General features: G+C 72.4%; 18 protein-coding genes and 2 tRNA genes. 7 read left to right on the top strand and 13 right to left on the bottom strand.

The window, feature by feature from the left end:
* Nucleotides 1–81: 81 nt before the first annotated feature.
* The 5 genes from clpX to BMW99_RS03440 form a co-directional block, all read right to left on the bottom strand.
* Entirely contained in the window at nt 82–1365 is a 1284-nt protein-coding gene (clpX, locus tag BMW99_RS03460) for an ATP-dependent Clp protease ATP-binding subunit ClpX (RefSeq protein WP_069465534.1), read from the bottom strand.
* Between the two features lie 211 nt (nt 1366–1576).
* The gene (locus BMW99_RS03455; RefSeq protein WP_069465533.1) at nt 1577–2269 is read right to left on the bottom strand and encodes an ATP-dependent Clp protease proteolytic subunit; all 693 of its coding nucleotides are present in this window, start codon (nt 2267–2269) and stop codon (nt 1577–1579) included.
* 79 nt (nt 2270–2348) lie between these two features.
* Entirely contained in the window at nt 2349–2966 is a 618-nt protein-coding gene (locus tag BMW99_RS03450) for an ATP-dependent Clp protease proteolytic subunit (protein WP_069465532.1), read from the bottom strand.
* 328 nt (nt 2967–3294) lie between these two features.
* Nucleotides 3295–4713 (bottom strand): trigger factor, encoded by a 1419-nt coding sequence (gene tig / locus BMW99_RS03445; protein ID WP_069465531.1) that lies wholly within the window; start codon nt 4711–4713, stop codon nt 3295–3297.
* 172 nt (nt 4714–4885) lie between these two features.
* Nucleotides 4886–4962, bottom strand: a tRNA-Pro gene (locus tag BMW99_RS03440).
* Between the two features lie 110 nt (nt 4963–5072).
* On the opposite strand from BMW99_RS03440, the gene BMW99_RS03435 reads away from it, so the two are divergent.
* Nucleotides 5073–5146, top strand: a tRNA-Gly gene (locus tag BMW99_RS03435).
* Nucleotides 5147–5241: 95 nt separating this feature from the next.
* On the opposite strand, the gene BMW99_RS03430 is transcribed toward BMW99_RS03435, so the two are convergent.
* Nucleotides 5242–5694: an Lrp/AsnC family transcriptional regulator gene (locus BMW99_RS03430; protein ID WP_075016198.1), complete on the bottom strand. Its 453-nt coding sequence runs from the start codon at nt 5692–5694 to the stop codon at nt 5242–5244.
* Between the two features lie 145 nt (nt 5695–5839).
* Here BMW99_RS03430 and BMW99_RS03425 point away from each other — a divergent pair, with 145 nt between their 5' ends.
* The gene (locus BMW99_RS03425; RefSeq protein ID WP_069465167.1) at nt 5840–6871 is read left to right on the top strand and encodes an asparaginase; all 1032 of its coding nucleotides are present in this window, start codon (nt 5840–5842) and stop codon (nt 6869–6871) included.
* Here BMW99_RS03425 and BMW99_RS03420 read toward each other — a convergent pair.
* Nucleotides 6836–7030 (bottom strand): hypothetical protein, encoded by a 195-nt coding sequence (locus BMW99_RS03420; protein WP_075016197.1) that lies wholly within the window; start codon nt 7028–7030, stop codon nt 6836–6838. The genes BMW99_RS03425 and BMW99_RS03420 overlap by 36 nt on opposite strands.
* A gap of 146 nt (nt 7031–7176) precedes the next feature.
* Nucleotides 7177–8319, bottom strand: a complete 1143-nt coding sequence (locus BMW99_RS03415; RefSeq protein WP_069465166.1) for a PP2C family protein-serine/threonine phosphatase — start codon at nt 8317–8319, stop codon at nt 7177–7179.
* 159 nt (nt 8320–8478) lie between these two features.
* Between BMW99_RS03415 and BMW99_RS03410 the strand changes: the two genes are divergently transcribed.
* Both BMW99_RS03410 and BMW99_RS03405 read left to right on the top strand, forming a co-directional pair.
* On the top strand, nt 8479–9711 hold the full coding sequence (locus tag BMW99_RS03410) for a GNAT family N-acetyltransferase (protein WP_069465165.1): 1233 nt from the start codon (nt 8479–8481) through the stop codon (nt 9709–9711).
* Between the two features lie 91 nt (nt 9712–9802).
* A complete protein-coding gene (locus BMW99_RS03405) occupies nt 9803–11245 on the top strand; it encodes an MFS transporter (RefSeq protein WP_245791168.1) in 1443 nt (480 codons plus the stop codon).
* A gap of 56 nt (nt 11246–11301) precedes the next feature.
* Here BMW99_RS03405 and BMW99_RS03400 read toward each other — a convergent pair whose 3' ends face one another.
* The 5 genes from BMW99_RS03400 to BMW99_RS03380 all read right to left on the bottom strand — a co-directional run bounded on the left by BMW99_RS03400 (nt 11302) and on the right by BMW99_RS03380 (nt 14663).
* Nucleotides 11302–12141: an Fpg/Nei family DNA glycosylase gene (locus BMW99_RS03400; RefSeq protein WP_069465164.1), complete on the bottom strand. Its 840-nt coding sequence runs from the start codon at nt 12139–12141 to the stop codon at nt 11302–11304.
* A gap of 7 nt (nt 12142–12148) precedes the next feature.
* Nucleotides 12149–12637 (bottom strand): ribose-5-phosphate isomerase, encoded by a 489-nt coding sequence (locus BMW99_RS03395; RefSeq protein WP_069465163.1) that lies wholly within the window; start codon nt 12635–12637, stop codon nt 12149–12151.
* Nucleotides 12638–12684: 47 nt separating this feature from the next.
* Nucleotides 12685–13272, bottom strand: a complete 588-nt coding sequence (locus BMW99_RS03390; RefSeq protein WP_069465162.1) for a biotin transporter BioY — start codon at nt 13270–13272, stop codon at nt 12685–12687.
* 301 nt (nt 13273–13573) lie between these two features.
* A complete protein-coding gene (locus BMW99_RS03385; RefSeq protein ID WP_069465161.1) occupies nt 13574–13960 on the bottom strand; it encodes a VOC family protein in 387 nt (128 codons plus the stop codon).
* 61 nt (nt 13961–14021) lie between these two features.
* Nucleotides 14022–14663, bottom strand: coding sequence for a mycothiol-dependent nitroreductase Rv2466c family protein (locus tag BMW99_RS03380; RefSeq protein ID WP_069465160.1), 642 nt, complete (start codon nt 14661–14663; stop codon nt 14022–14024).
* A 258-nt stretch (nt 14664–14921) separates the two neighbouring features.
* Between BMW99_RS03380 and pepN the strand changes: the two genes are divergently transcribed.
* From pepN to BMW99_RS03365, 3 genes are all read left to right on the top strand, one after another.
* Nucleotides 14922–17519, top strand: a complete 2598-nt coding sequence (gene pepN, locus BMW99_RS03375) for an aminopeptidase N (RefSeq protein WP_069465159.1) — start codon at nt 14922–14924, stop codon at nt 17517–17519.
* Between the two features lie 209 nt (nt 17520–17728).
* Complete coding sequence (locus BMW99_RS03370) at nt 17729–18859, top strand: hypothetical protein (RefSeq protein ID WP_245791167.1); 1131 nt, start codon at nt 17729–17731, stop codon at nt 18857–18859.
* Nucleotides 18860–19174: 315 nt separating this feature from the next.
* A complete protein-coding gene (locus BMW99_RS03365; RefSeq protein WP_075016196.1) occupies nt 19175–22525 on the top strand; it encodes a S8 family serine peptidase in 3351 nt (1116 codons plus the stop codon).
* The last annotated feature ends 14 nt before the right edge of the window (nt 22526–22539 follow it).

Here is a 22539-nt window from a genome sequence, read left to right as displayed (position 1 = left end):
GCGAAGGGGCGCCCGGTCCGATCGGACCGGGCGCCCCTTCGTTGCCGGGGTGGGACGCGGCGCGGGGCGCGCGTCCCGCCGCTACGCGCTCTTCTGCTCGCCCTTGCCGACGATGCGCGGCTCGCGCGGCACCAGCGTCGGGTTGACGTTGGAGTGCACCACGTCCGCGGAGATGACCACGCGCGCGACGTCCTTGCGGGACGGCACCTCGTACATCACCGACTGCAGCACCTCCTCCATGATGGCGCGCAGGCCGCGGGCGCCGGTCTGCCGCAGGATCGCCTGGTCGGCGATGGCCTCCAGCGCGCCGCGCTCGAACTCCAGCTCCACACCGTCGAGTTCGAAGAGCTTCTGGTACTGCTTGACCAGCGCGTTGCGCGGCTCGACGAGGATCTGCAGCAGCGCCTCGCGGTCGAGGTTGTGCACGCTGGTGATCACCGGGAGGCGGCCGATGAACTCCGGGATCATGCCGAACTTCACCAGGTCCTCGGGCATGATGTCGGAGAACTGGTCGGCCATGTCCAGCTCGCGCTTGGAGCGGATGGTCGCACCGAAGCCGATGCCCTTGGCGCCGGCCCTCGACTCGATGATCTTCTCCAGCCCGGCGAACGCGCCGCCCACGATGAACAGCACGTTCGTCGTGTCGATCTGGATGAACTCCTGGTGCGGGTGCTTGCGCCCGCCCTGCGGCGGCACCGAGGCGGTGGTGCCCTCCAGGATCTTCAGCAGCGCCTGCTGCACGCCCTCGCCGGAGACGTCGCGCGTGATCGACGGGTTCTCGCTCTTGCGGGCGACCTTGTCGATCTCGTCGATGTAGATGATCCCGGTCTCGGCCTTCTTGACGTCGTAGTCGGCCGCCTGGATCAGCTTCAGCAGGATGTTCTCGACGTCCTCACCGACGTAGCCGGCCTCGGTGAGGGCGGTGGCGTCGGCGATGGCGAACGGGACGTTGAGCATCCGCGCCAGCGTCTGCGCGAGCAGGGTCTTGCCGGAACCGGTCGGACCGAGCAGCAGGATGTTCGACTTGGCGAGCTCGATCGCGTCGTCGTGCCCGGGACGGCCGGCCTCGCCGGCCTGGACGCGCTTGTAGTGGTTGTAGACCGCGACGGACAGTGCCTTCTTCGCGGGTTCCTGACCCACCACGTAGCCCTCGAGGAACTCGTAGATCTCCCGGGGCTTGGGCAGGTCCTCCCAGCGCACCTCGGAGGACTCGGCGAGCTCCTCCTCGATGATCTCGTTGCAGAGGTCGATGCACTCGTCGCAGATGTACACACCGGGGCCTGCGATGAGCTTCTTCACCTGCTTCTGGCTCTTTCCGCAGAACGAGCACTTCAGCAGGTCTCCGCCGTCACCGATGCGTGCCACGAGGTCTTTCCCCTTCGCCTGGGATCCGCCGACCTTCAACGGAGCCTGGTGCTTCTCTCATCGACGGTACCTTGCCGCGCCCCCGGTGTGGGCCCCCCTTGGACGTACTGCCTCAGCGAGTCCATGGGAGGCCGCTCACACCGGGTGCGGCGAACCGTCCGCGAGCCCGTCCGCGGGCCCGTCGTGCCGAGGTGTCGGCACGGCCTGTCCGTCAGACGCCGACGGACGTCTTGCGCGTGGACACGATCTGGTCGACCAGGCCGTAGGCCAGCGACTCCTCAGCGGTGAGGATCTTGTCACGCTCGATGTCGTCGCGGATCTGCTCGATCGGCGTGGTGGAGTGCTTGGCCAGCATCTCCTCCAGCTGCTGGCGCATCCGGATGATCTCGTTCGCGGCGATCTCCAGGTCGGACACCTGGCCGCGGCCGGTCTCGCTGTAGGGCTGGTGGATCAGCACCCGGGCGTTCGGCAGCGCCATCCGCTTGCCGGGGCTGCCGGCCGCGAGCAGCACGGCGGCGGCCGAGGCGGCCTGGCCCATGCAGACGGTCTGGATGTCGGGCTTCACGAACTGCATCGTGTCGTAGATCGCGGTGAGCGCCGTGAAGGAGCCGCCGGGGCTGTTGATGTAGACGGAGATGTCCCGGTCGGGGTCCATCGACTCCAGGCACAGCAGCTGCGCCATGACGTCGTTGGCCGAGGCGTCGTCGATCTGCACGCCGAGGAAGATCACGCGCTCCTCGAAGAGCTTCGCGTACGGGTCGTACTCGCGCACGCCCTGCGAGGTGCGCTCCACGAAGCGCGGGATGACGTAGCGGGCCTCGGCGCCGAACACGCCGGGCCGCTCGGCCCTGGACATGTCGGGCCGCTCGTACAGACCGCTGCCGGGGAAGTTCAGGGAGTTCATGGGGTTCAGACCACCGTCCTGGTGATGAGGAGCTTGGAGAGGATCTGCTGCGGAGGTGCCGGAGTCACGGTGGCCGGCATCAGGCGGCCGGGCCGCCCGCTCCGGTGCCGCCGCCGCCCGGGACGTGCGCGGCGGAGAGCATCACGCCGTCCAGCAGGCCGTACTCCTTCGCCTCCTCGGCGGAGAACCAGCGGTCGCGGTCGGAGTCCTTGGTGATCTGCTCGAAGGTCTGGCCGGAGTGCTGCGCGATCAGCTCGGCCATCCGGCGCTTGGTGTGCAGCAGCTGCTCCGCCTGGATCTTGATGTCCGTCGCGGAGCCGCCCAGGCCCGCCGAGGGCTGGTGCATCAGGATGCGGGTGTTCGGCAGCGCGAAGCGCTTGCCGGGGGTGCCCGCGGTGAGCAGGAACTGGCCCATCGACGCGGCCATGCCCATGGCGATGGTCACCACGTCGTTCTTGATGAACTGCATGGTGTCGTAGATGGCCATGCCGGCGGTCACGGAGCCGCCCGGGCTGTTGATGTAGAGGTAGATGTCCTTGTCGGGGTCCGCGGCAAGGAGGAGCAGCTGCGCGGTGATCTTGTTCGCGATCTCGTCATCGACCGCCTGGCCGAGGAAGATGATCCGCTCGCCGAGCAGTCGGTTGTAGACCTGGTCGCCGAGACCACCGAAAGTCGGCTCGCCGGCGGCGGAGGGCATCGGAGTCGTCACGTATCCACCTGCTCGTTGTCGGACGGTAGACAGACCGTCACAGGGTCTTCGTCAGGGCCGGGGCGCGGCCTGCGCGGGGTGTGCTCACGCGTCCCGCGCTGGTGCACCTCTGCCCTCCTACTTGTGGACCCTAACGCGCAGGTGGGGCCCAGCAATCCCCTACGCGGAACTGTTCGCTGATAGCGCAGGGTGGGGTCGGCGGCGGCCTCACGGGGCAGGGCGCGACCGGCGGACGTCCGGCGGGTCCCCCGGACGGCCCACGGTCACGGGCCCGAACGCCGGTCGGCGTTCGGGCCCGTGACGCGAGTGGTGCGGGTCAGGACTCGGCGGGCTTGTCGCCGGCCGCGGCGTCCTCGGAGGCGGCCTCAGCGGCGTCGGAGGCGGCCTCGACCGTCTCGCCGTCCTCGTCGTCCTCGTCGTCCTCTTCGTCCTCCAGGTCGACGACCTCACCGTTGGTGTCGGTGACCTTGGCGGTCTCCACGACGACGGCGAGAGCCTTGCCGCGGGCGACCTCGCCGACGAGCATCGGCACCTGGCCGCCCTCGACGACCGCCTGGGCGAACTGGTCGGGGGTCATGCCGGAGGTGGCGGCGCGGCGCATGAGGTGCTCGGTGAGCTCCTCCTGGCTGACCGACAGCTTCTCCTTGGTGACCAGCTCGTCGAGGATGAACTGGGTCTTGATGCCCTTGACCGACTGGGCCTCGACCTCGGCGTCGTGCTCCTCGCGGGTCTTGCCCTCGCGCTCCAGGTAGGAGTCCCAGGTCAGCCCCAGCTGCGGGAACTGGTGGTGCTCCAGGTTGTGCGTGCGGGTCTCGATCTCGTCCTTCAGGAGCTTCTCGGGGATCGGGACCTCGATCAGCTCGATGAGGGCGTCGAGCACCTTCTCCTGGGCCTGGGTGGCCTGGTCGTAGGACTTCATGCGCTCCAGCCGCTTGCGGCTGTCGGCACGCAGCTCGTCCAGGGTGTCGAACTCCGACGCCAGCTGGGCGAACTCGTCGTCGAGGGCGGGCAGTTCGCGCTCCTGGACGTCGGACACCTCGACCTTGACGGAGGCTTCCTGGCCGGCCGCGGAGCCGCCCTTGAGCTCGGAGGTGAAGGTGGCGGAGCCGCCCTTCTCCAGGCCGGTCACGGCCTCGTCGATGCCGTCGAGCAGCTGGCCGGAGCCGATGGTGTAGCTGACGCCCTGGGCGACGCCGTCCTCCAGGACGGTGCCGTCGACCGAGGCCTCCAGGTCGACCACGACGACGTCGCCGTCAGCGGCGGCACGCTCGACCGGGGTGGTGGAGGCGAAGCGCTCGCGCAGCTGCTCCAGCGACTTCTCGACCTCCTCGTCGTCGACCTCGATCGCGTCGACGGTCACCTCGATGCCGGAGTAGTCCGGGATCTCGATGGCGGGGCGGATGTCGACCTCGGCGGTGAACTTCAGCTCCTCGCCGTCCTTCAGCTCGGTGATGTCGACGTCCGGCTGGCCGAGCGGGTTCAGCTCGCCCTCGTTGACCGCCTCCGTGTAGAACTTCGGCAGCGCGTCGTTGATCGCCTCTTCGAGGACCGCGCCACGGCCGAACCGCTGGTCGATGACGCGCGCAGGGATCTTGCCCTTGCGGAAGCCCGGCACCGTGACCTGCTGGTTGATCTTCTTGTACGCCGCGTCGAGGCTGGGCTTGAGCTCCTCGAAGGGCACCTCGACAGTGAGTCGAACCCGGGTCGGGTTCAGAGTCTCGACGGCGCTCTTCACGGTTGGGTCTCCTTGGGGGCTTTACGTTGATGGGGGCGATGCGATCTGCGCGGGCTGGCCGCGCGTCCGGTCGCCAGCGGCCCATCCTACCGGGTACCACAAACGCGCCGGACGGGGTCGTCGAGCCGCCTCCGCGGTTCGACCCCGCTGCCCCGATCCTGCCCGGAACTGCTGGTCGGGGTGGCCGGATTCGAACCGACGGCCTTCCGCTCCCAAAGCGGACGCGCTACCAAGCTGCGCCACACCCCGCTGGTGCGACACGTAGAGTACATGCCCCCGTACGCGTGGGCAGCCTGTATTCACCCGCCACTGCACCGGTTCGACCGGCTACTATGCGATGTGCCAGAATCACTGGCGCTGCGGGCGTAGCTCAATGGTAGAGCCCTAGTCTTCCAAACTAGCTACGCGGGTTCGATTCCCGTCGCCCGCTCCAGTCGTCGCAGACACCACCGGCCCAGGTCGCGGAACCCCTCCGCGGCCCGGGCCGCTGTCGTTCACGGGGGACGGGGCCGCTGGGCCGGGCGGGGGTCAGTCGACGGGGACGCCCTGGGGGGACTTGATGCGCTTCATGATCATCTGGGAGTTGACGTCGGTGACGCCCGGCAGGGAGATCAGCTTCTCGGTCCAGAAGCGCTCGTAGGCGTCGGAGTCGGCGACGGCGATGCGCAGGAGGCTGCCGGGCGCGCCGTAGAGGCGGTAGGCCTCGACGACGTCGGGGGTGGACTGGACCTCGGCCTCGAACGCGGCGACCGAGGCGCGGTCGCGGCGGACCTCGACGGAGGCGAAGACCTCGAAGCCGCGGCCGACCGCGACGGGGTCGACGACGGCCCGGTAGGTCTGGATGATGCCGTCGTCCTCCAGCTGGCGTACCCGGCGCAGGCACGGGGAAGGCGTGAGACCGACGCGCGCGGCCAGCTCCTGGTTGGTGAGGCGGCCGTCGGCCTGCAGCTCGCGCAAGATGCTTCTGTCGATGGCGTCCATGCTGGCATCTCCTACCATGATTGGAGAAGCGCCGGTCATCTTTCGCAATCATATGACAGGTCTACGCGCATATCATTGTGTAGGAGGCGCACCCTGGTGGCAGCCGCCCCTCACACCGGCCGTCACAGATGGAGGCGAAGGCATCGTGCGACACGTCGTGGTCATCAGCACCGGAGGCACCATCGCCAGCCGCTGGCAGGGTGACGGCTACGCGGCCGAGGCCGCCGGCCAGGAGGTCCTGGCGGCCGGCGCGGTCCCCGAGGGCGTCGACGTCCGGGTGGTGGACCTGTTCACGGTCAACAGCTCCCAGCTGACCACCGGCCACCAGCTGCGGCTGCTGCACGCCGTGCACGAGGTGCTGGCCGACCCCTCGGTGGACGGCATCGTGGTCACCCACGGCACGGACACCCTGGAGGAGTCCGCGCTCTTCCTCGACCTGTTCCACTCCGACCGCCGCCCGGTGGTCTTCACCGGCGCGCAGAAGCCGCTGGACGCCGAGGACGGCGACGCCGCCGGCAACCTCTACGACGCGCTGCTGACCGCGGCCACCGGCCGCGACATCGGCGCGGTGATCGTCTTCGCCGGGCAGGTCTTCGCCGCCCGCGGCACGGTCAAGAAGCACACGGTCGACGTCCGCGCCTTCGGCGACCCGGACGGACTGCCCCTGGGACGCGTCGAGTTCGGCCGCGTGACGTGGGGACGGCACCGGGCCCGGCCGGTCCCGCTGCCGCTGCCCGCCCGCGACGCCGTCGCGCCGCGGGTCGACGTCGTGATGCACCACAGCGACGGGGACGCGGTGTTGTTCGAGGCCGCCCTCGGTGCGGGCGCGCGGGGCGTCGTGGTGGTCGGCACGGGTGCCGGGAACACCAACCCCGAGGTCGCCGCCGCCGTCGGCAGGGCCGTGCGGGACGGCGTGCTGGTCGCGATCAGCACCCGCGTCGCCGCGGGTGCCGTGACCCCCCTCTACACCGGTGGAGGCGCCGTGGATCTCGCCGCCGCCGGCGCGCAGTTGACGGGAACGCTGCGCCCGGGCCAGGCCCGGATCGCGGTGCTCGCCGCCCTGCTGGGCGCGCCCTCTGCGGAGGAGGCGCCGGAGACGCTGCGGCAGGTGCTGGCCGCGACGCCCCAGGCGCTGACGCGGTCAGATCTTTATCTGGTTGATCGTGTCGGCAAGTGACGTCAGGAACCGGTTGACCGACGGAGCCATGTTCGTCGAGGCGAGGAAGAACCCGAAGAGCGCCGCGATGACGGCCGGCCCCACCTTGATGGACTTGCTCCTGATCATCACCACCAGGACGATCGCCAGCAACAGCACCGCGGACAGGGAGATAACCACAGCGGATCACTTCCTCAATCGGTAATTCCATGCCGGTCGGGGAACGTGCCGCTGCCCGCCCCGCCACGCCCGTACCAATGGTGCCATCGGCCACGGACACGGGAGACCACATTGCGACCGTGCGCCCATAGTCCCATTCCCGAGGGTCAGTCCCGGCACACCACCAGCAACGCCCGGTCGTCGTTCACGTCCTTGGCGACCGCCTCGATCAACCGCCAGGCGGAGCCCCGGAATCCGGTGGCCACGAACCGGTCCGCCTCCCCCATCAGCCGGTCCATGCCCTCGGTGATGTCGCGGTCGGCGGTCTCCACCAGGCCGTCGGTGAACAGCATCAGCACGTCGCCGGACCTCAACGTCCCCTTCACGCCGTGGAACTCGGCGCCGTCGTAGACGCCGAGCAGCGGGCCCTCGGCGGACTTCTGCTCCCATCTGCCGGTGCCGGCGTGGAGTTGGACCCCGGGCAGGTGCCCGGCGGACAGCAGCTCGTAGTCGCCGCTCTCCAGGTCCAGCACGAGGTGCACCGAGGTGGCGAAGCCCTCGTCCCAGTTCTGGCGCAGCAGATAGCCGTTGGCGGCGGTCAGGAAGGCGTGCGGCGGCAGCGAGCCCAGCAGTCCGCCGAACGCACCGGACAGCAGCAGCGAGCGGGACGCGGCGTCCATGCCCTTGCCGGACACGTCGGTGAGCACCGCCTCCAGAACGCGGCCGCCGGAGGTGCGGGTGGCCACCACGAAGTCCCCGGAGAACGACTGGCCGCCGGCCGGCCGCAGGGCCATCTCCGCGTGCCAGCCGCCGGGCAGCCGGGGCAGCCGGCTCTGCACCCTGATCCGCTCGCGCAGGTCGAACAGCATGGTGTGGCCGCGACGCCAGGGCACGCCCACGCGGGCACGGAACTGGGCGATGATCAGACCGGTGAGCGCGACGGCGGTGACCACCAGCACGGTGCCGGGCGTCACCCGGGCCGGTCCCTCGCGGTAGGGGCCCAGTGCCGCGGACTCGGCGACCAGCGCGACCGCGGAGGCCGCGTAGAGCAGCAGCAGGCTCGCCGGGCGCAGCAGCAGCCCGCCGGCCAGGATCGGCAGCGCCAGGGCGCTGGGCGGGCACCACTCGGGCGTCCACACGGTGGTGTAGGCGAGGGCCGGGATGGTCAGGGCGACGACCGCGAGGCCCGCCCAGTCGGAGGCGTCGCCGCGGAAGTAGTCGACGGCGGACCGGCGCACGCCGAGCTTGGCCCGGTGCAGCCGCCTGCTCCACCTGAGGCCCAGACCATCCCTTGCCACGTCTTTTGCCATGTCCCGGCGACCCTATCCATCGATCGGCCCGCCGTGCAGGCCGCGGCGGCTGTGACCTGAGCCGGAAACGGCGGCGGCGGGTGCCCGCGCCGTGCCGTACGCGGGGGACGGGGGAAAATATGTTCGCCCGCTCGGGGTCCGCCTGGTAGGCAGGGGGTCATGACGACGACCGACGTGCGGGTGCCGGCAGCGGACCAGTGGGATCTGTTCTACGACCGTCTGGAGCGGGCGTTCGGCGGCCCGCCGGAGCCCGAGGAGGAGCGGCGGCTCTCGCGGCTGGTCACCGAACCCGAACGGCTGATCGCCGCCTGGGACGGCCCCGAACTCGTCGGTACCGCGGGCGCGTTCTCGTTCCGGATGACCGTGCCGGGCGGCGCGTCCGCGGATGTGCCGGGCGTCACCATGGTCAGCGTCCAGCCCACGCACCGGCGCCGCGGCGTGCTGACCGCGATGATGCGCCGCCAGCTGGACGACTTCCGCGGGCGCGGCGAGCCGTTCGCGGTGCTCACCGCGTCGGAGCCGGCGATCTACGGGCGGTTCGGGTACGGCGTCGCCAGCCGTCAGCTGCGCGGCCGGGTGGACACCACGCGGACCGCGTTCCACCTCCCCGAGGGTGCGGACCGGGTGCGGTTCCGCCTCGTCGCCCCGTCCGAGGCCCTGGAGGTCTGCGAGCGGATCTACGCGCAACTGGTGCCGCTGCGCCCGGGGATGCTGGCCCGCATGCCCGGATGGGAGCAGGAGCCGGTGCTCGACCCGCCGGCCGGGCGCGACGGCGCCGGACCGCTGCTGTGCGTGCTGGCCGAGGTCGACGGCGAGGTGCGCGGCTACGCCCGGTACGCGACGCAGTCGGGCTGGGCCCCGACGGGCCCGGACGGCACGGTCAGGCTGCGGGACGTCGAAGCACTCGATGCGGTGACGTACGCGGCGCTGTGGGGCTATCTCTCCGGGATCGACCTGATGTCCCGGATCGTCTTCTGGAGCCGGCCGATGGACGACGCGCTGGTGCAGCTGGCGTCCGACATCCGCCGCTGTGAACTCGCGTTCCGCGACGGCCTGTACCTGCGCCTGGTCGACCTGCCCGCGGCGCTGTCCGCCCGCACGTACGCGGCGCCGGTGGACGTCGTGCTGGACGTCGACGACGCGTTCTGCCCCTGGAACAGCGGGCGTTGGCGGCTGACCGGCGATTCCAAGGGGGCGAGCTGCGTGCGCACCACCGATCCCGCCGAACTGGCGGTGGACGTGCGGGAGCTGGGCGCGGCCTACCTCGGTGGCCCGAGCCTGCGCTCGATGGCGTCCGCGGGCCTGGTGACCGAGCTGCGCGCGGGCGCGCTGGCGGAGGCGTCCGCGGCGTTCCGCAGCGACGCCGAGCCCTGGCTGCCGCACCGCTTCTGAGCCGCTCGGGACCGCCGTTCCCGGGGCGCCGACCGATTTCCGGTGCCGGGGGTGTCTATCCGGACAGACACTCCCGGCACGAAGGAGAACGGTGGACACCGACGGCGGACGGATGACCTCCCGGCAGAAGTGGGTCCTGGGGCTCGCCTCGCTCGCGTCGTTCATGATGGCCCTGGACAGCCTCGTCGTGACGACGGCACTGACGACGATCCGGCGGGACCTGAGAGCGTCGACCGCGACGCTCGAGTGGACCGTCAACGCCTACAACCTGACCTTCGCGGTGCTGCTGCTCACCGGTGCCGCGCTCGGCGACCGGTTCGGCCGCAGACGCGTGTTCACCTCAGGGCTCGCGCTGTTCACGGCGGCCTCGGCGGCCTGCGCCCTGTCGACGGACGTCGGCGCGCTCATCGCGTTCCGCGCGCTGCAGGGCGCCGGGGCCGCCCTGGTGCTGCCGCTGTCCCTGACCCTGATCAGTGCGGAGTTCCCGCCCCGGCGGCGCGGCCGGGCCATGGGGCTCTACATGGGCCTGACGGGTCTGGCGACGTTCAGCGGCCCGTTCATCGGCGGGGTGATCGCCCAGGGGCTCGCCTGGCAGTGGATCTTCTGGCTGAACCTGCCCGTGGGCGTGGCCGCCGTCGCGCTGACCACGCGGCGGGTCGCCGAGAGCACCGGCCCCGGCGGCCGCTTCGACCTGGTGGGCGTGGTGCTGGTGACGCTGGGCGCGCTCGGCCTCGTCTGGGGCCTGGTACGGGGCGACACGGCCGGCTGGGGCAGCGCGGAAGTGCTGGGGAGCGAGGTGGCCGGGGTGGTGCTGACGGCGGCCTTCGTGCTGTGGGAGCGCCGGGCGCCGGCGCCGATGCTGCCGCTGCGCTTCTTCCGGCACCGGGCGTTCGCCACCGCCAACCCGGCGAACTTCCTGCTCTTCGCCTCGTTGTACGGCACGCTCTTCTTCCTCGCCCAGTACTTCCAGACCGTGGACGGCTGCGGGCCGATCGGTGCGGGGCTGCGGCTCGTGCCGTGGACGGCGACGCTGATGGTGTGCGCGCCGATCGCCGGCCGGCTCACCGACGTGTTCGGCGAGCGGACGTTCGTGGCCGCCGGGATGCTCGCGCAGAGCGCCGGCATGGCCTGGATCGCCTTCGCGGCGGGCCCGGGCACCGCGTACGGCGAGCTGGTGCCCGCCCTCGTACTGGGCGGCGCGGGGATGACGATGGCGATGCCCGCCGCGCAGAAGGCGGTCGTCGGGGCGGTGCGGCCGCAGGAGATCGGCCAGGCGTCGGGCGCGTTCATGATGCTGCGGATCCTCGGCGGGGTGTTCGGCGTCGCGGTGACGGTCGCCGTCTTCACCAGCCGCGGCGGCTACGCCTCACCCGGCGCGTTCGGCGACGGGTTCCGGGCGGCCATGGCCGCGGTCGCGGGGTACGCGTTCCTCGGCGCGCTGCTCGCCCTCGGCATCCCGAAGCGGGGTCCTTCCGGGCCGGCGGAACGGACCGCGCCGGCCGCACGAGCCGTGCCGGAGCGGGAGCGGGCGTGACGCGCCCTCCCGCGGGTGGGGCGCGGCCGACCCCGGGGAGGTCCCGACGACCGGCCCTAGGTGGCGGGGGGCTGGCAGGACGGGCACCAGAACAGGTTCCGCGCGGCCAGCGACTGCGTCCGCACCTCCGTGCCGCACACCAGGCACGGCAGGCCGGCCCGCCGGTAGACGTAGACCTCGCCCCCGTGGTCGTCCTGGCGCGGCGGCCGGCCCATCGCCTCCGGCTCGTGCTCGGGCCGCACGGTGTCGATCCGGTTGGCACGCACCCCGGCGGTCATCAGGTCCACGAGGTCGGCCCACAGGGCGTCCCAGACCTCGCGGGTGAGCGCCCGGCCGGGCAGGAACGGGTCGACGCCGTGGCGGAAGAGCACCTCGGCGCGGTAGACGTTGCCGACGCCGGCCAGCACCTTCTGGTCCATGAGCAGGGCCGCCACCGGCACCCGCGACCGGGAGATCCGGGCGTAGGCGCGCTCCGGGTCGTCGCCGGGCCGCAGGGGGTCGGGGCCGAGGCGGTCGTGGATCGCCCGCTTCTCCGCGTCGGTGATCAGCTCGCACGCGGCAGGCCCGCGCAGGTCCAGGGTGCGCGTGCCGTCGGAACCGCCGCGCAGGCGCAGCCGCACCGTGTCGCTGACCGCGCCGTCGAAGGTGACCTTGCCGATCAGGCCGAGGTGGATGTGCACCCAGCCGACGGGCTCGAAGCCGAGGAAGCCCGCGAAGCCCAGGAAGCCAAGGAACAGGTGCTTGCCGTGGGCGTCCGCACCGTCGAGGACGGTGCGGTCCAGCAGCGCCGCACTGTCGGAGAACTTGCCCTGCGGGCTGCTCGCCCGCACCTCCCACCCGGCCAGCAGCCGCCGGCAGTCCTCGGCGAGCCGGTGGATCGTGTGGCCTTCCGGCACGCCCGGCTCAGTCCTGCCGCGGGTGGTGCGCCGGGATCGGGGGCAGCTCACCGGTGGCCTCGTACGCGGTGAGCATGTCGATCCGGCGCTGGTGGCGCTCCTCGTGGGAGTAGGCCGTGCCGAGGAAGATCTCGACGAACTTGGTGGCCTCGTCCCGGCTGTGCATGCGGGCGCCGACGCTCAGCACGTTGGCGTCGTTGTGCTCGCGGGCCAGCGACGCGGTCTGCTCGCTCCAGGCCAGCGCGGCGCGCACGCCCTTGACCTTGTTCGCGGCGATCTGCTCGCCGTTGCCCGAGCCGCCGATCACGATGCCCAGGGCACCGGGGTCGGCGGCCGTGCGCTCGGCCGCGCGCAGGCAGAACGGGGGGTAGTCGTCGACGGCGTCGTAGATCTGCGGGCCGCAGTCGACGGGCTCGTGCCCGTTGGCCGTCAGCCACTCCACGAGGTGGTTCTTCAGTTCGAAGCCGGCATGGTCGGAGCCCAGGTACACGCGCATGCGGTCAGTCTCCCATTGGCCCCGCACCCCCGCCCCTCCGGGGCGGATCAGCGCCGCAGCAGGCGCCACGCGGTGGGCAGCAGGCCCATGGCCAGCGCGGCCTTCAGGGCGTCGCCGAGCAGGTAGGGGCGCAGGCCGAGGTCGACCGCCTGCGTCGCCGACAGGTGCGCGGAGAACGCCAGGTAGGGGACGCCGACCGCGTAGACGACCGCGGAGCCGAGGACCATCACGCCGGCCGTGCGCAGCACCGTGCGGTCGCCGCCGCGCCGGGCGAGGGCGCCGACGACGGCGGACGCCAGCATCATGCCGAGGATGTAGCCGAAGCTGGGCATCGACCAGCCCGAGGAGCCGCCGGCGAACCACGGCAGGCCGGCCACGCCGGCCAGCGCGTACAGGCCCAGCGAGGCGAAGCCGCGCCGGGCGCCCAGCGCGGTGCCGACGAGCAGCGCCGCGAAGGTCTGCCCGGTGACCGGCACCGGCGAGCCCGGCACCGGCACGGACAGCTGCGCGGCCAGTCCGGTCAGGACCGCGCCGCCCACCACCAGCGCCGCGTCGCGCGCCCGGGCGCGGGCGGCCGAGGAGGCGGGGACCAGGTCGGCCAGGACGAAACGGGCGGCGGGTGCTGCGGTGCTCATCGGGTCTCCGCGGGGTCGGGGGTTCGGGGCGCCGGCGGGCACGTTGGGTTCGGGCGTGCGCCGACACCGTGACGCTAGCCCAGCGCCCGCGAGCCGATCATCGTGAGGCTCCGACAAACCCGCACGGTGACGCTTGGAGACTTCCGTGCACCCTCAAGCCATCGGCGGCGCTCCGCCGTTGGCAGGATTTCAGCAGGTGGAGTGAGCCGCGTCACGTCCGCGGCGGGACGTGCCGGGCGGCCGGGCGGCGTGACGGCCGCCGCCCGGCACGCACGGTGCGCTGTGGGATCCCGCCAACCGGTCAGGCCGGCTGGATGAGGTCCCAGCGGTTGCCGTACAGGTCCTGGAAGACCACCACCGCGCCGTAGTCCTCGTAGCGCGGCTCCTCCTCGAACACCACGCCCTCGGCGACCATCCGCTTGTAGTCGCGGTCGAAGTCGTCGGTGGTGAGGAACAGGCCGACCCGGCCGCCGGTCTGGTCGCCGACCCGGTCCGCCTGCGCGGGGGTGCTGGCGCGGGCCAGCAGCAGGGCCGTCTCCCGCGAGCCGGGCGGGGCGACGACCACCCAGCGGCTGCCGTCCCCCCGCGGGGTGTCCTCGCGCAGCTCGAAGCCGAGGGCGCGGGTGTAGTAGGCGATCGCCTCGTCGTAGTCGCGGACGACGAGGGCCGTCAGGCCGAGGTGTGGCATGGCCGCTGGCACTCCAGGGGGGTCGGGTCGGGTCGCCGGGGGCGTGGCGGCCCCGGCGGGGTCAGTCGAAGATCGGGCCCTGGGTACGGGTCCGCTTGATCTCGTAGAAGCCGGGGACGGAGGCGACCATCAGCGTGCCGTCCCACAGCCTGGCCGCCTCCTCGCCGCGCGGCGTGGGGGTGACGACGGGGCCGAAGAAGGCGATCTGCTCGCCGTCGGCGCCGGGCACCGCGATGACGGGGGTGCCGACGTCCTGGCCGACCTTGTCGATGCCCTCCTTGTGGGAGGCGCGCAACTCCTGGTCGTAGGTGTCCCGGTCCGCGTAGTCAGCGAGGTCGGCGGGCAGCCCGGCCTCCTCCAGGGCCTCGACCAGGGTCTCGCGGGTCTTGGGCTTGGCCTGGTTGTGGTACCGGGTGCCGAGCGCCGTGTAGAGGCGGCCGAGCACCTCGTCGCCGTGCAGCTGCTGGGCCGCGATGACGACGCGGACCGGGCCCCAGGCGTCCTTCAGGAACTCGGCGTACTGCTCGGGCAGGGTGTCGAGCTTGTCCTCGTTGAGCACCGCCAGGCTCATCACGTGCCAGCTGACCTCGACCGGGCGGACCTTCTCGACCTCGAGCACCCAGCGCGAGGTCATCCAGGCCCAGGGGCACAGCGGGTCGAACCAGAAGTCGACGGGCGTCTTCTCGGTGTCGGTGGTGGTCACGGTGTTCTCTCCTCGTGCGCGGGTGTGCTGTGCGGGCGTGCTGCGGGTGCGGTACAGGTGCGGTACCGGTGCTGCGCGGGTGCGGTGCGGCGGGTTCCGGGTGGGGCTCCCGCAGCGGTTCCGGTTGAACTCTCCCCCACAGCGCACAACGCGTGACGGCTGCGGGGGCATTCCCCGCTGCCACCGCCGAGGCCCCATGGGAGGATGCCAGAACTGCGTTCCAGCACGTCCACCCCAGGGAGACAAAGGAGTCCGCCTGTGCCCGGCGAGAACCTGAGCCGCGAGGAGGCCCGCGACCGGGCTTCGATCCTGTCCGTCGAACGCTACGACGTGGCACTGGACGTCCGGTCCGCGGTGGGACCCGCCGATCCCGTGGGACCGCGTACGTTCCGGTCGACGACGGTGATCGACTTCCGCTGCTCGTCCCCGGGCGCCTCGTCCTTCGCGGACCTGGTGGCCCCCTCGGTCACCTCCGTGCGCCTCAACGGCCGCGAGCTCGACCCCGCCGCCGTCTTCGACGGCACCCGCATCGCGCTGGACGGCCTGGCGGAGCGCAACACCCTCGTGGTGGACGCCGCGTGCGCGTACAGCAGGACCGGCGAGGGCCTGCACCGGTTCGAGGACCCGGAGGACGGCGAGGTCTACCTCTACACGCAGTACGAGCCGGCCGACGCGCGGCGGGTGTTCGCGAACTTCGAGCAGCCCGACCTGAAGGCCCCCTTCACCTTCCAGGTGACCGCGCCCGAGGACTGGACGGTGATCAGCAACGGGGAGCGCGACGGCGAGCCGGTCCCGGCGGACGGCGGCGGCAGCACCTCGCGGTTCCTGCCGACGCAGCCGATCTCCACGTACATCACCGCGGTCGTGGCCGGCCCGTACCACGTGGAACGCGACCACTACTCGCGCACCTTCGCCGACCGCGGCGTGCTCGACATCCCGCTCGGCGCGCTGTGCCGCAGGTCGCTGGCCCGGCACTTCGACGCCGACGAGATCTTCGAAGTGACCAAGCAGGGGCTGGACTTCTTCCACGACCACTTCGACTACCCGTACCCGTTCGGGAAGTACGACCAGGCGTTCGTGCCGGAGTACAACCTGGGGGCGATGGAGAACCCGGGGTGCGTGACGTTCCGCGAGGAGTTCATCTTCCGCGGGAAGGTGACCCGGGCGTCCTACGAGCACCGGGCGAACGTGGTGCTGCACGAGATGTCGCACATGTGGTTCGGCGACCTGGTGACCATGCGCTGGTGGGACGACCTGTGGCTCAAGGAGTCGTTCGCGGACTTCATGGGCGCGTTCTCGCAGGTGGGCGCGACCCGCTACACCGAGGGCTGGATCACCTTCGCCAACCGCCGCAAGGCGTGGGCGTACCGGGCCGACCAGCTGCCGTCCACCCACCCGGTGGTGGCCGACATCCGGGACCTGGAGGACGCCAAGCTCAACTTCGACGGCATCACCTACTCCAAGGGCGCCGCGGTCCTCAAGCAGCTCGTCGCCTACGTGGGCCAGGACGCCTTCCTCGAGGCGGCCCGGCGCTACTTCAAGCGGCACGCGTACGGCAACACCACCCTGGACGACCTGCTGTCGGTGCTGGTCGAGACCTCCGGCCGGGACATGGCCGCGTGGTCGCGCTCCTGGCTGCAGACCGCCGGCGTCAACTCCCTGACGCCGCAGGTGCGGTACGACGAGGAGGGCCGGATCGCCGAACTCGCGGTGCTGCAGACCGCGGACGACGCCGCGCACCCCGAACTGCGGCCGCACCGCGTGGCGGTGGGCCTGTACCACCGGAAGCCGGACGGCGCGCTGGAGCGCTACGCGCGGGCCGAGCTGGACGTGGCGGGCGCCTCGACCACGGTCACCGAGCTGGCCGGGGAGCCGCGCCCCGACCTGGTGCTGGTCAACGACGACGACCTGACGTACTGCAAGATCCGGTTCGACGAGGCGTCGCTGGAGACGCTGCGGGAGCACCTGGGCGACCTGTCCGACCCGCTCGCGCGGGCACTGGCCTGGGCCGCGGTGTGGAACCTGACCCGGGACGCGCTGATGCCGGCCCGCGACTACCTCGACCTGGTGCTGCGGTTCGCCGGGCGGGAGAGCGACATCGGGGTGCTGCAGTCGCTGCACGTGCAGGCGCGCAGCGCGCTGACCCACTACGTGGTGCCGCGGGCACGCGAGGAGGCGGCCCGGTCGCTGGCGGAGGGTGCGCTGCGGGAGCTGCGGCAGGCCGAGCCGGGCAGCGGCCACCAGCTGGCGTGGGCGCGGTTCTTCGCCGCGGTCGCGACGAGCCCGGCGGACCTCCAGCTCCTCCAGGACCTGCTGGCCGGTTCGGCGTCGGTCGACGGGCTGGACGTCGACCAGGAGCTGCGCTGGACGCTGCTGGAGACGCTGACCGCGGAGGGCCTTGCCGACGAGGGCGTGATCGCGGCCGAACGGGCCCGCGACGACACCGCCTCGGGCCACCGGCACGAGGTGCGGTGCCTGGCGGCCCGCCCGTCGGCGGCGGTGAAGGCGGCGGCGTGGACGGACGTCGTGGAGTCGGACAAGCTGTCCAACGCGCTGGTGGAGGCGACCATCGCGGGCTTCGCGCAGGCCGGGCAGCGCGAGCTGACCGCGCCCTACGCGCAGCCGTACTTCGGGGTGATCGAGGCCCTGTGGGCGGAGCGTTCGATCGAGATCGGGATGGCCGTGGTGCGCGGGCTGTTCCCGTCGCTGCAGGACCGGCAGGAGACGCTGGACGCCACCGACGCGTGGCTGTCGGACCGGGCGCAGGCCGCGCCGGCGCTGCGCCGGCTGGTGCTGGAGGCGCGCGACGACCTGGCGCGCGCCCTGCGGGCACAGGAATGTGACGCGCGGCGCTGACCGGCGTCCGCCCAGGGCCCGTTGAGGGCGGGCGGCGCACGACGGAGAAGGGGCGGTCCCGGCTGGTCGGGACCGCCCCTTCACCCTGATGGGTGAAGAATGCCCATCGGCATCCGAACACGCGGGCTTTAGCCCGGCGTTGTCCCGTTTTGTCGACGGCCCTGTAACAGCGGTTATCCGCGGGTTCCGGCATGGGCAAGCCTCAGCGCATGAACGCGAACCACCACACCCCCCACGCCACCGGCCGCACCACGGGCCCCGCGGGCACCGTGAACTCCCCCGAGGCGGCGGGCACGGCGGACGGTCCGGACCGTTCCGGTGCCGGGTCGTCACTCGCCGGCGAGCACGGCGTGCTCACCGCACGCCAGTTGCGCGAGCACGGCCTGTCCCCCGCGGCGATCGCGGAGCGCTGCGGATCCGGCGGCCCCTGGCAGCAACTGCTGCCGCAGGTCTACCTGCTGCACACCGGACCGCCGACCAGCCGCGAGCGCGTGCAGGCCGCGCTGCTGTACGCCGGACGCGACCCGGGCGGGCACGGCCCGGTCGGCGGCGGCCGGGAGGTCATGGTGACGGGCCTGGCGGCCCTCGCGCTGCACGGCTTCTCCTCGGTGCCGGCGCTGCCCGGGCTGCGCCGCATCGACGTGCTCGTCCCCCAGCGGCTCCGGCTGCGCGACAGCGGCGACGTGACGCTGCACCGCGCCCGGGAACTCCCCCGCGCCCAGGACGTGTCCGGGCTGCCGTGCGCGCCGGTGCCGCGCGCCCTGGCGGACGCCGTCGCCGCGCTGTGCGGCACCGAGGGCCGGGTCGCGGCGGCCGGCGCGGGCGAGGCGCGCGACGCGGTGCGCCGCGTGCTCACCGAGGCGGTGCTCGCCGGGCACTGCGGCGGAGACGACGTGGTCCGGGAGCTGGCGCTGTCCGGGCTGCTCGACCTGCCGTACGTCGTGGGAGCACTGCCCGCGGTGGAGGCGGCCGACCGCACGATCGGCGAGGAGCGGCTGTACGCCATGGTGCACTGCCACCAACTGCCCGATCCGCTCTGGAACGTGGAGCTGGTGCTGCCCGGCGGGCCGCCGCTGGGCGGCGTCGACGCCTACTGGCCCGACCAGGCGGTGGCCGCGGTCGTGGACGCGCGGGCCGCGTCGGCGGCGGCGGACGAGGGCGTGTGGGAGCGCCACGCCCGGCAGCGCGAGCGCCTGGAGGCGCTGGGCATCACGCTGGTGCACCTGACCCCGGCCAAGCTCGGCAGCGCCCTGGAGCAGCAGGCGGCGGTGGTGAGGACCGCGCTGATCGCGTCCATGGACCGGACGCCGGCGGCCTATGTGGTCGTCATCCCCCGCTGACGCCTTTGCCCCGATCACCGCCCTGCCGCAGCCCGTCGATTTGCGGCACAACATCCCCGTTGGTCCCCGATGGCGGTGGCGGAAACCCGTCATCGTCACCCCATGTGCAGGTCAACACTCCCCAAAGGGCGCCCCATTCCATCAAGGTGAGCGGTCGTACGACTCCGCACTTCGAACAGTCCTCGCCCAGGGCTGACGCACGGGCTCCCGGAGCGGCCGGCCGGGGAACGGACCGTCCGCGCGGATGGGGGCACCCCCGGCCGAGGCCGGGGGGAGCAGGAACCGACCTGAGAGACCGTCCGAACAGGGATGCCCATGTCACTGGATCACATACGCGGGAAGAGACGCGCGGCCCGTATCGCGCTCGCCGCGGGCCTGGTCGCCGCACTGTCGGCTGCCGGGCCCTCGTTCGCGGCCGCCGACTCCGCGCCGAAGGCCCCCGCGACCGCCACGCCGGCCGCCGGCGCGCCCGGGGCGGACGCCCCCGGCAAGGACGCGGCCGACAAACTCGGCTCCAACGACGCCTCGCTGCTGGAGAAGGCCAAGGCCGACGGCGACAGGAACGTCACGTTCATGGTCGCCACCGCGCCCGGCCAGACCGGGCCGGTGACCTCGAAGCTGCACGCGGAGGGTGCCAGCGTCGGCATGACGTACGACGCCCTCGGCTACGTCCGCGCGACCGTGCCCACCGGCAAGGCCGACGCCGCCCTCGCCGCCGCGCAGAAGCTGCCGCAGGTGCTGGCCATCGACCTCAAGCAGGAGATCGCGCTCGACGACCCGACGCCTTCCGCGGACACCGCGGACAGGGCGGGCGCCGCGGCGGGCCGGCCGTCCGGTCACGGCACGACGACCTACCCCGGGCCCGACGCGCACACCCCGGCGAAGAACCCCTACCAGCCGGCCTTCGAGACCGGCGCCGTCGACTTCGTCAAGGACCACCCCGCGAGCGACGGCCGCGGCGTGACCATCGGCATCCTGGACTCCGGCGTCGACGTCGGCCACCCGGCGCTGCAGCGGACCACCACCGGCGAGCGGAAGATCGTCGACTGGGTCACCTCCACCGACCCGATCCTGGACGGCGACGCCACCTGGCGGGCGATGGTCACCGCGGTGTCCGGGCCGTCGTTCACCGCGGCCGGCCGCACGTGGACCGCGCCGGCCGGCGACTACCGGTTCAGCACCTTCGCCGAGGCCGCCACCAAGGGCGGCGACATGCAGGGCGACCTGAACCGCGACGGCGACACCACCGACGTGTGGGGCGTGCTGTACGACCCGGCCGCCGGCACCGTGCGCGTCGACCTCGACAACGACGGCGACTTCACCGACGAGACCGCGATGAAGCCGTACAAGGACGGCTTCCAGATCGGGCACTTCGGCACCGACGACCCGGCGACCGCGATCTCGGAGTCGATCCCGTTCACGGTCGAGATCCGCAAGGACGTCCCCATGGACCCCTACGGCGGGACGTGGGTCGGCAAGAAGGCGGACTTCGTCAACATCGGCGTGGTGCAGTCCGAGCACGGCACCCACGTCGCCGGCATCACCAGCGCCAACGGGCTGTTCGGCGGGAGGATGAACGGCGCCGCGCCCGGCGCGAAGATCGTCTCCTCGCGGGCCTGCAGCTGGTCCGGCGGCTGCACCAACATCGCGCTCACCGAGGGCATGACCGATCTGGTGGTCAACCACCACGTCGACGTGGTCAACATGTCCATCGGCGGCCTCGGCGCCCTCAACGACGGTGCCAGCGCCCGCGACCAGCTCTACAAGCGGCTCATCGACACCTACGGCGTCCAGCTGGTGATCTCCGCCGGCAACGACGGCCCGGGCGTCAACACCATCAGCGACCCCGGGCTCGCCGACCACGTGCTCAGCATCGGCGCGTCGATCTCCCGGGAAACCTGGGCGGCGAACTACGGCTCGCAGATGACCGTCCCGTACTCGCTGCTGCCCTTCTCCGCGCGCGGCCCGCGCGAGGACGGCGGTCTCGCCCCGGTCCTCACCGCGCCCGGCGCGGCCATCAACGCCGTGCCCACCTGGGAGGCGGGCGCCCCGGTGAAGGAGGCCGGTTACGCCCTGCCGCCCGGCTACGCCATGCTGCAGGGCACGTCGATGGCCTCCCCGCAGGCGACCGGAGCCGCGGCGCTGCTGCTGTCGGCCGCCAGATCGCAGCACCTGACCGTGACCCCGGCCCAGCTGCGCACCGCGCTGATCAGCACCGCGCGCGAGATCCCCGGCTTCCAGACCGTCGACCAGGGCGCCGGCCTGGTGTCCGTCGGCCCGGCCTGGGACCTGCTCCGCCGCGGCGGCACCACCGACGCGTACACCGTCAAGGCGCCCGTGGACACGGTCCTGTCCGGCTTCCTGCAGACGCCGGGCTACGGCACCGGCGTGTACGACCGCGAGGGCGGCCTGACGGCCGGCGGGCAGCGCACCTACGGCGTCACGGTGACCCGCACCTCGGGCCCGGCGGCGGCGCAGTGGCAGACGCTGACGTGGGCGCACAACGACGGCACGTTCCGGGTCGAGGGCGGGCCGCTGGTCCGGCTGCCGCTGAACGTGCCGGTCACCGTGCGGATCACCGCCAAGCCGCGCTCGGCGGGCGTGCACAGCGCCCTGCTGAACGTCGACGACCCGCTGACCCGCGGCACCGACACGCAGATCCCCGCGGCCGTGGTGGTCTCCACCCCGGTGGCGGCCCCCGGCTTCACGCTGACCCGCTCCGGCTCCGTCCAGCGGGACGTCACCCGCTCGTACTTCGTGACCGTCCCGGCCGGCGCGACCTCGCTGGAGGTGGCCATGGACGGGCTCGCGGCGGGCAGCCAGACGCGGTTCGTCACCATGCACCCGTACGGCGTGCCCATGGACTCCACGCAGACCATCGACTGCTACCCCGACTACCCCAACCCGGCCAACACCTGCCGGCCCGACGTGCGGTCCTACGCCGCGCCGATGGCCGGGGTCTGGGAGATCGAGGTGGAGGCGCGGCGCACCTCCCCGCAGCTGGACAACCCGTACCGGCTGACGGTGACGGTGCTCGGCGCCGCGTTCGACCCGGCGGTGCGGACCGTCGACGAGGCGACGGTCGGCACGCCGACCCCGGTGACGTGGAACGTCTCCAACGCCTACGCGGGCTTCCAGGGCCGGCTCGCGGGCGGGCCGCTGGGCTCCGCGCACACCGCGACGCCGACGATCGCCCAGGGCGACACCCAGACCACCCGGCTGACCCTCGGCTCGGGCGTCTCGCGGCTCGACGTGTCCATCGGCTCGCCGTCGGACACGGCGGCCGACCTGGACCTGTACGTGTACCGCGACGGGGTGCTCGTCGGGCAGTCCGCGGACGGTGACGCGGAGGAGTCGGTGAGCCTGGCGAACCCGGCCGCCGGCACGTACACCTTCGAGGTCGACGGCTACTCGGTGCCGTCCGGCTCCACCACGTACGCGTACAAGGACGTGTACTACTCGCCGGGCCTCGGCTCGGTGACGGTGGGGGACGACGAAGGGGTCCTCGACCTGCCGCACGGCGCCACCGCCCAGGTCTCGGCGTCCGTCGTGGCCGCGGCCGCGGCGCCCGAGGGCCGGGAGCTGTTCGGCGAGGTGCGGCTGCTCGACGCACGCGGGACCACCGCGGGCACCGGCAGCGTCCTGATCGCCAAGACCCTCCCCTAACCCCCCCCGGGGGA

It is taken from the genome of Actinacidiphila rubida, assembly GCF_900110255.1.
In the GTDB taxonomy this organism is placed as follows: Bacteria; Actinomycetota; Actinomycetes; order Streptomycetales; family Streptomycetaceae; genus Actinacidiphila; species Actinacidiphila rubida.
Note: the sequence above shows the minus strand (reverse complement) of the source record. Positions and strands in the feature narration are given on the sequence as shown.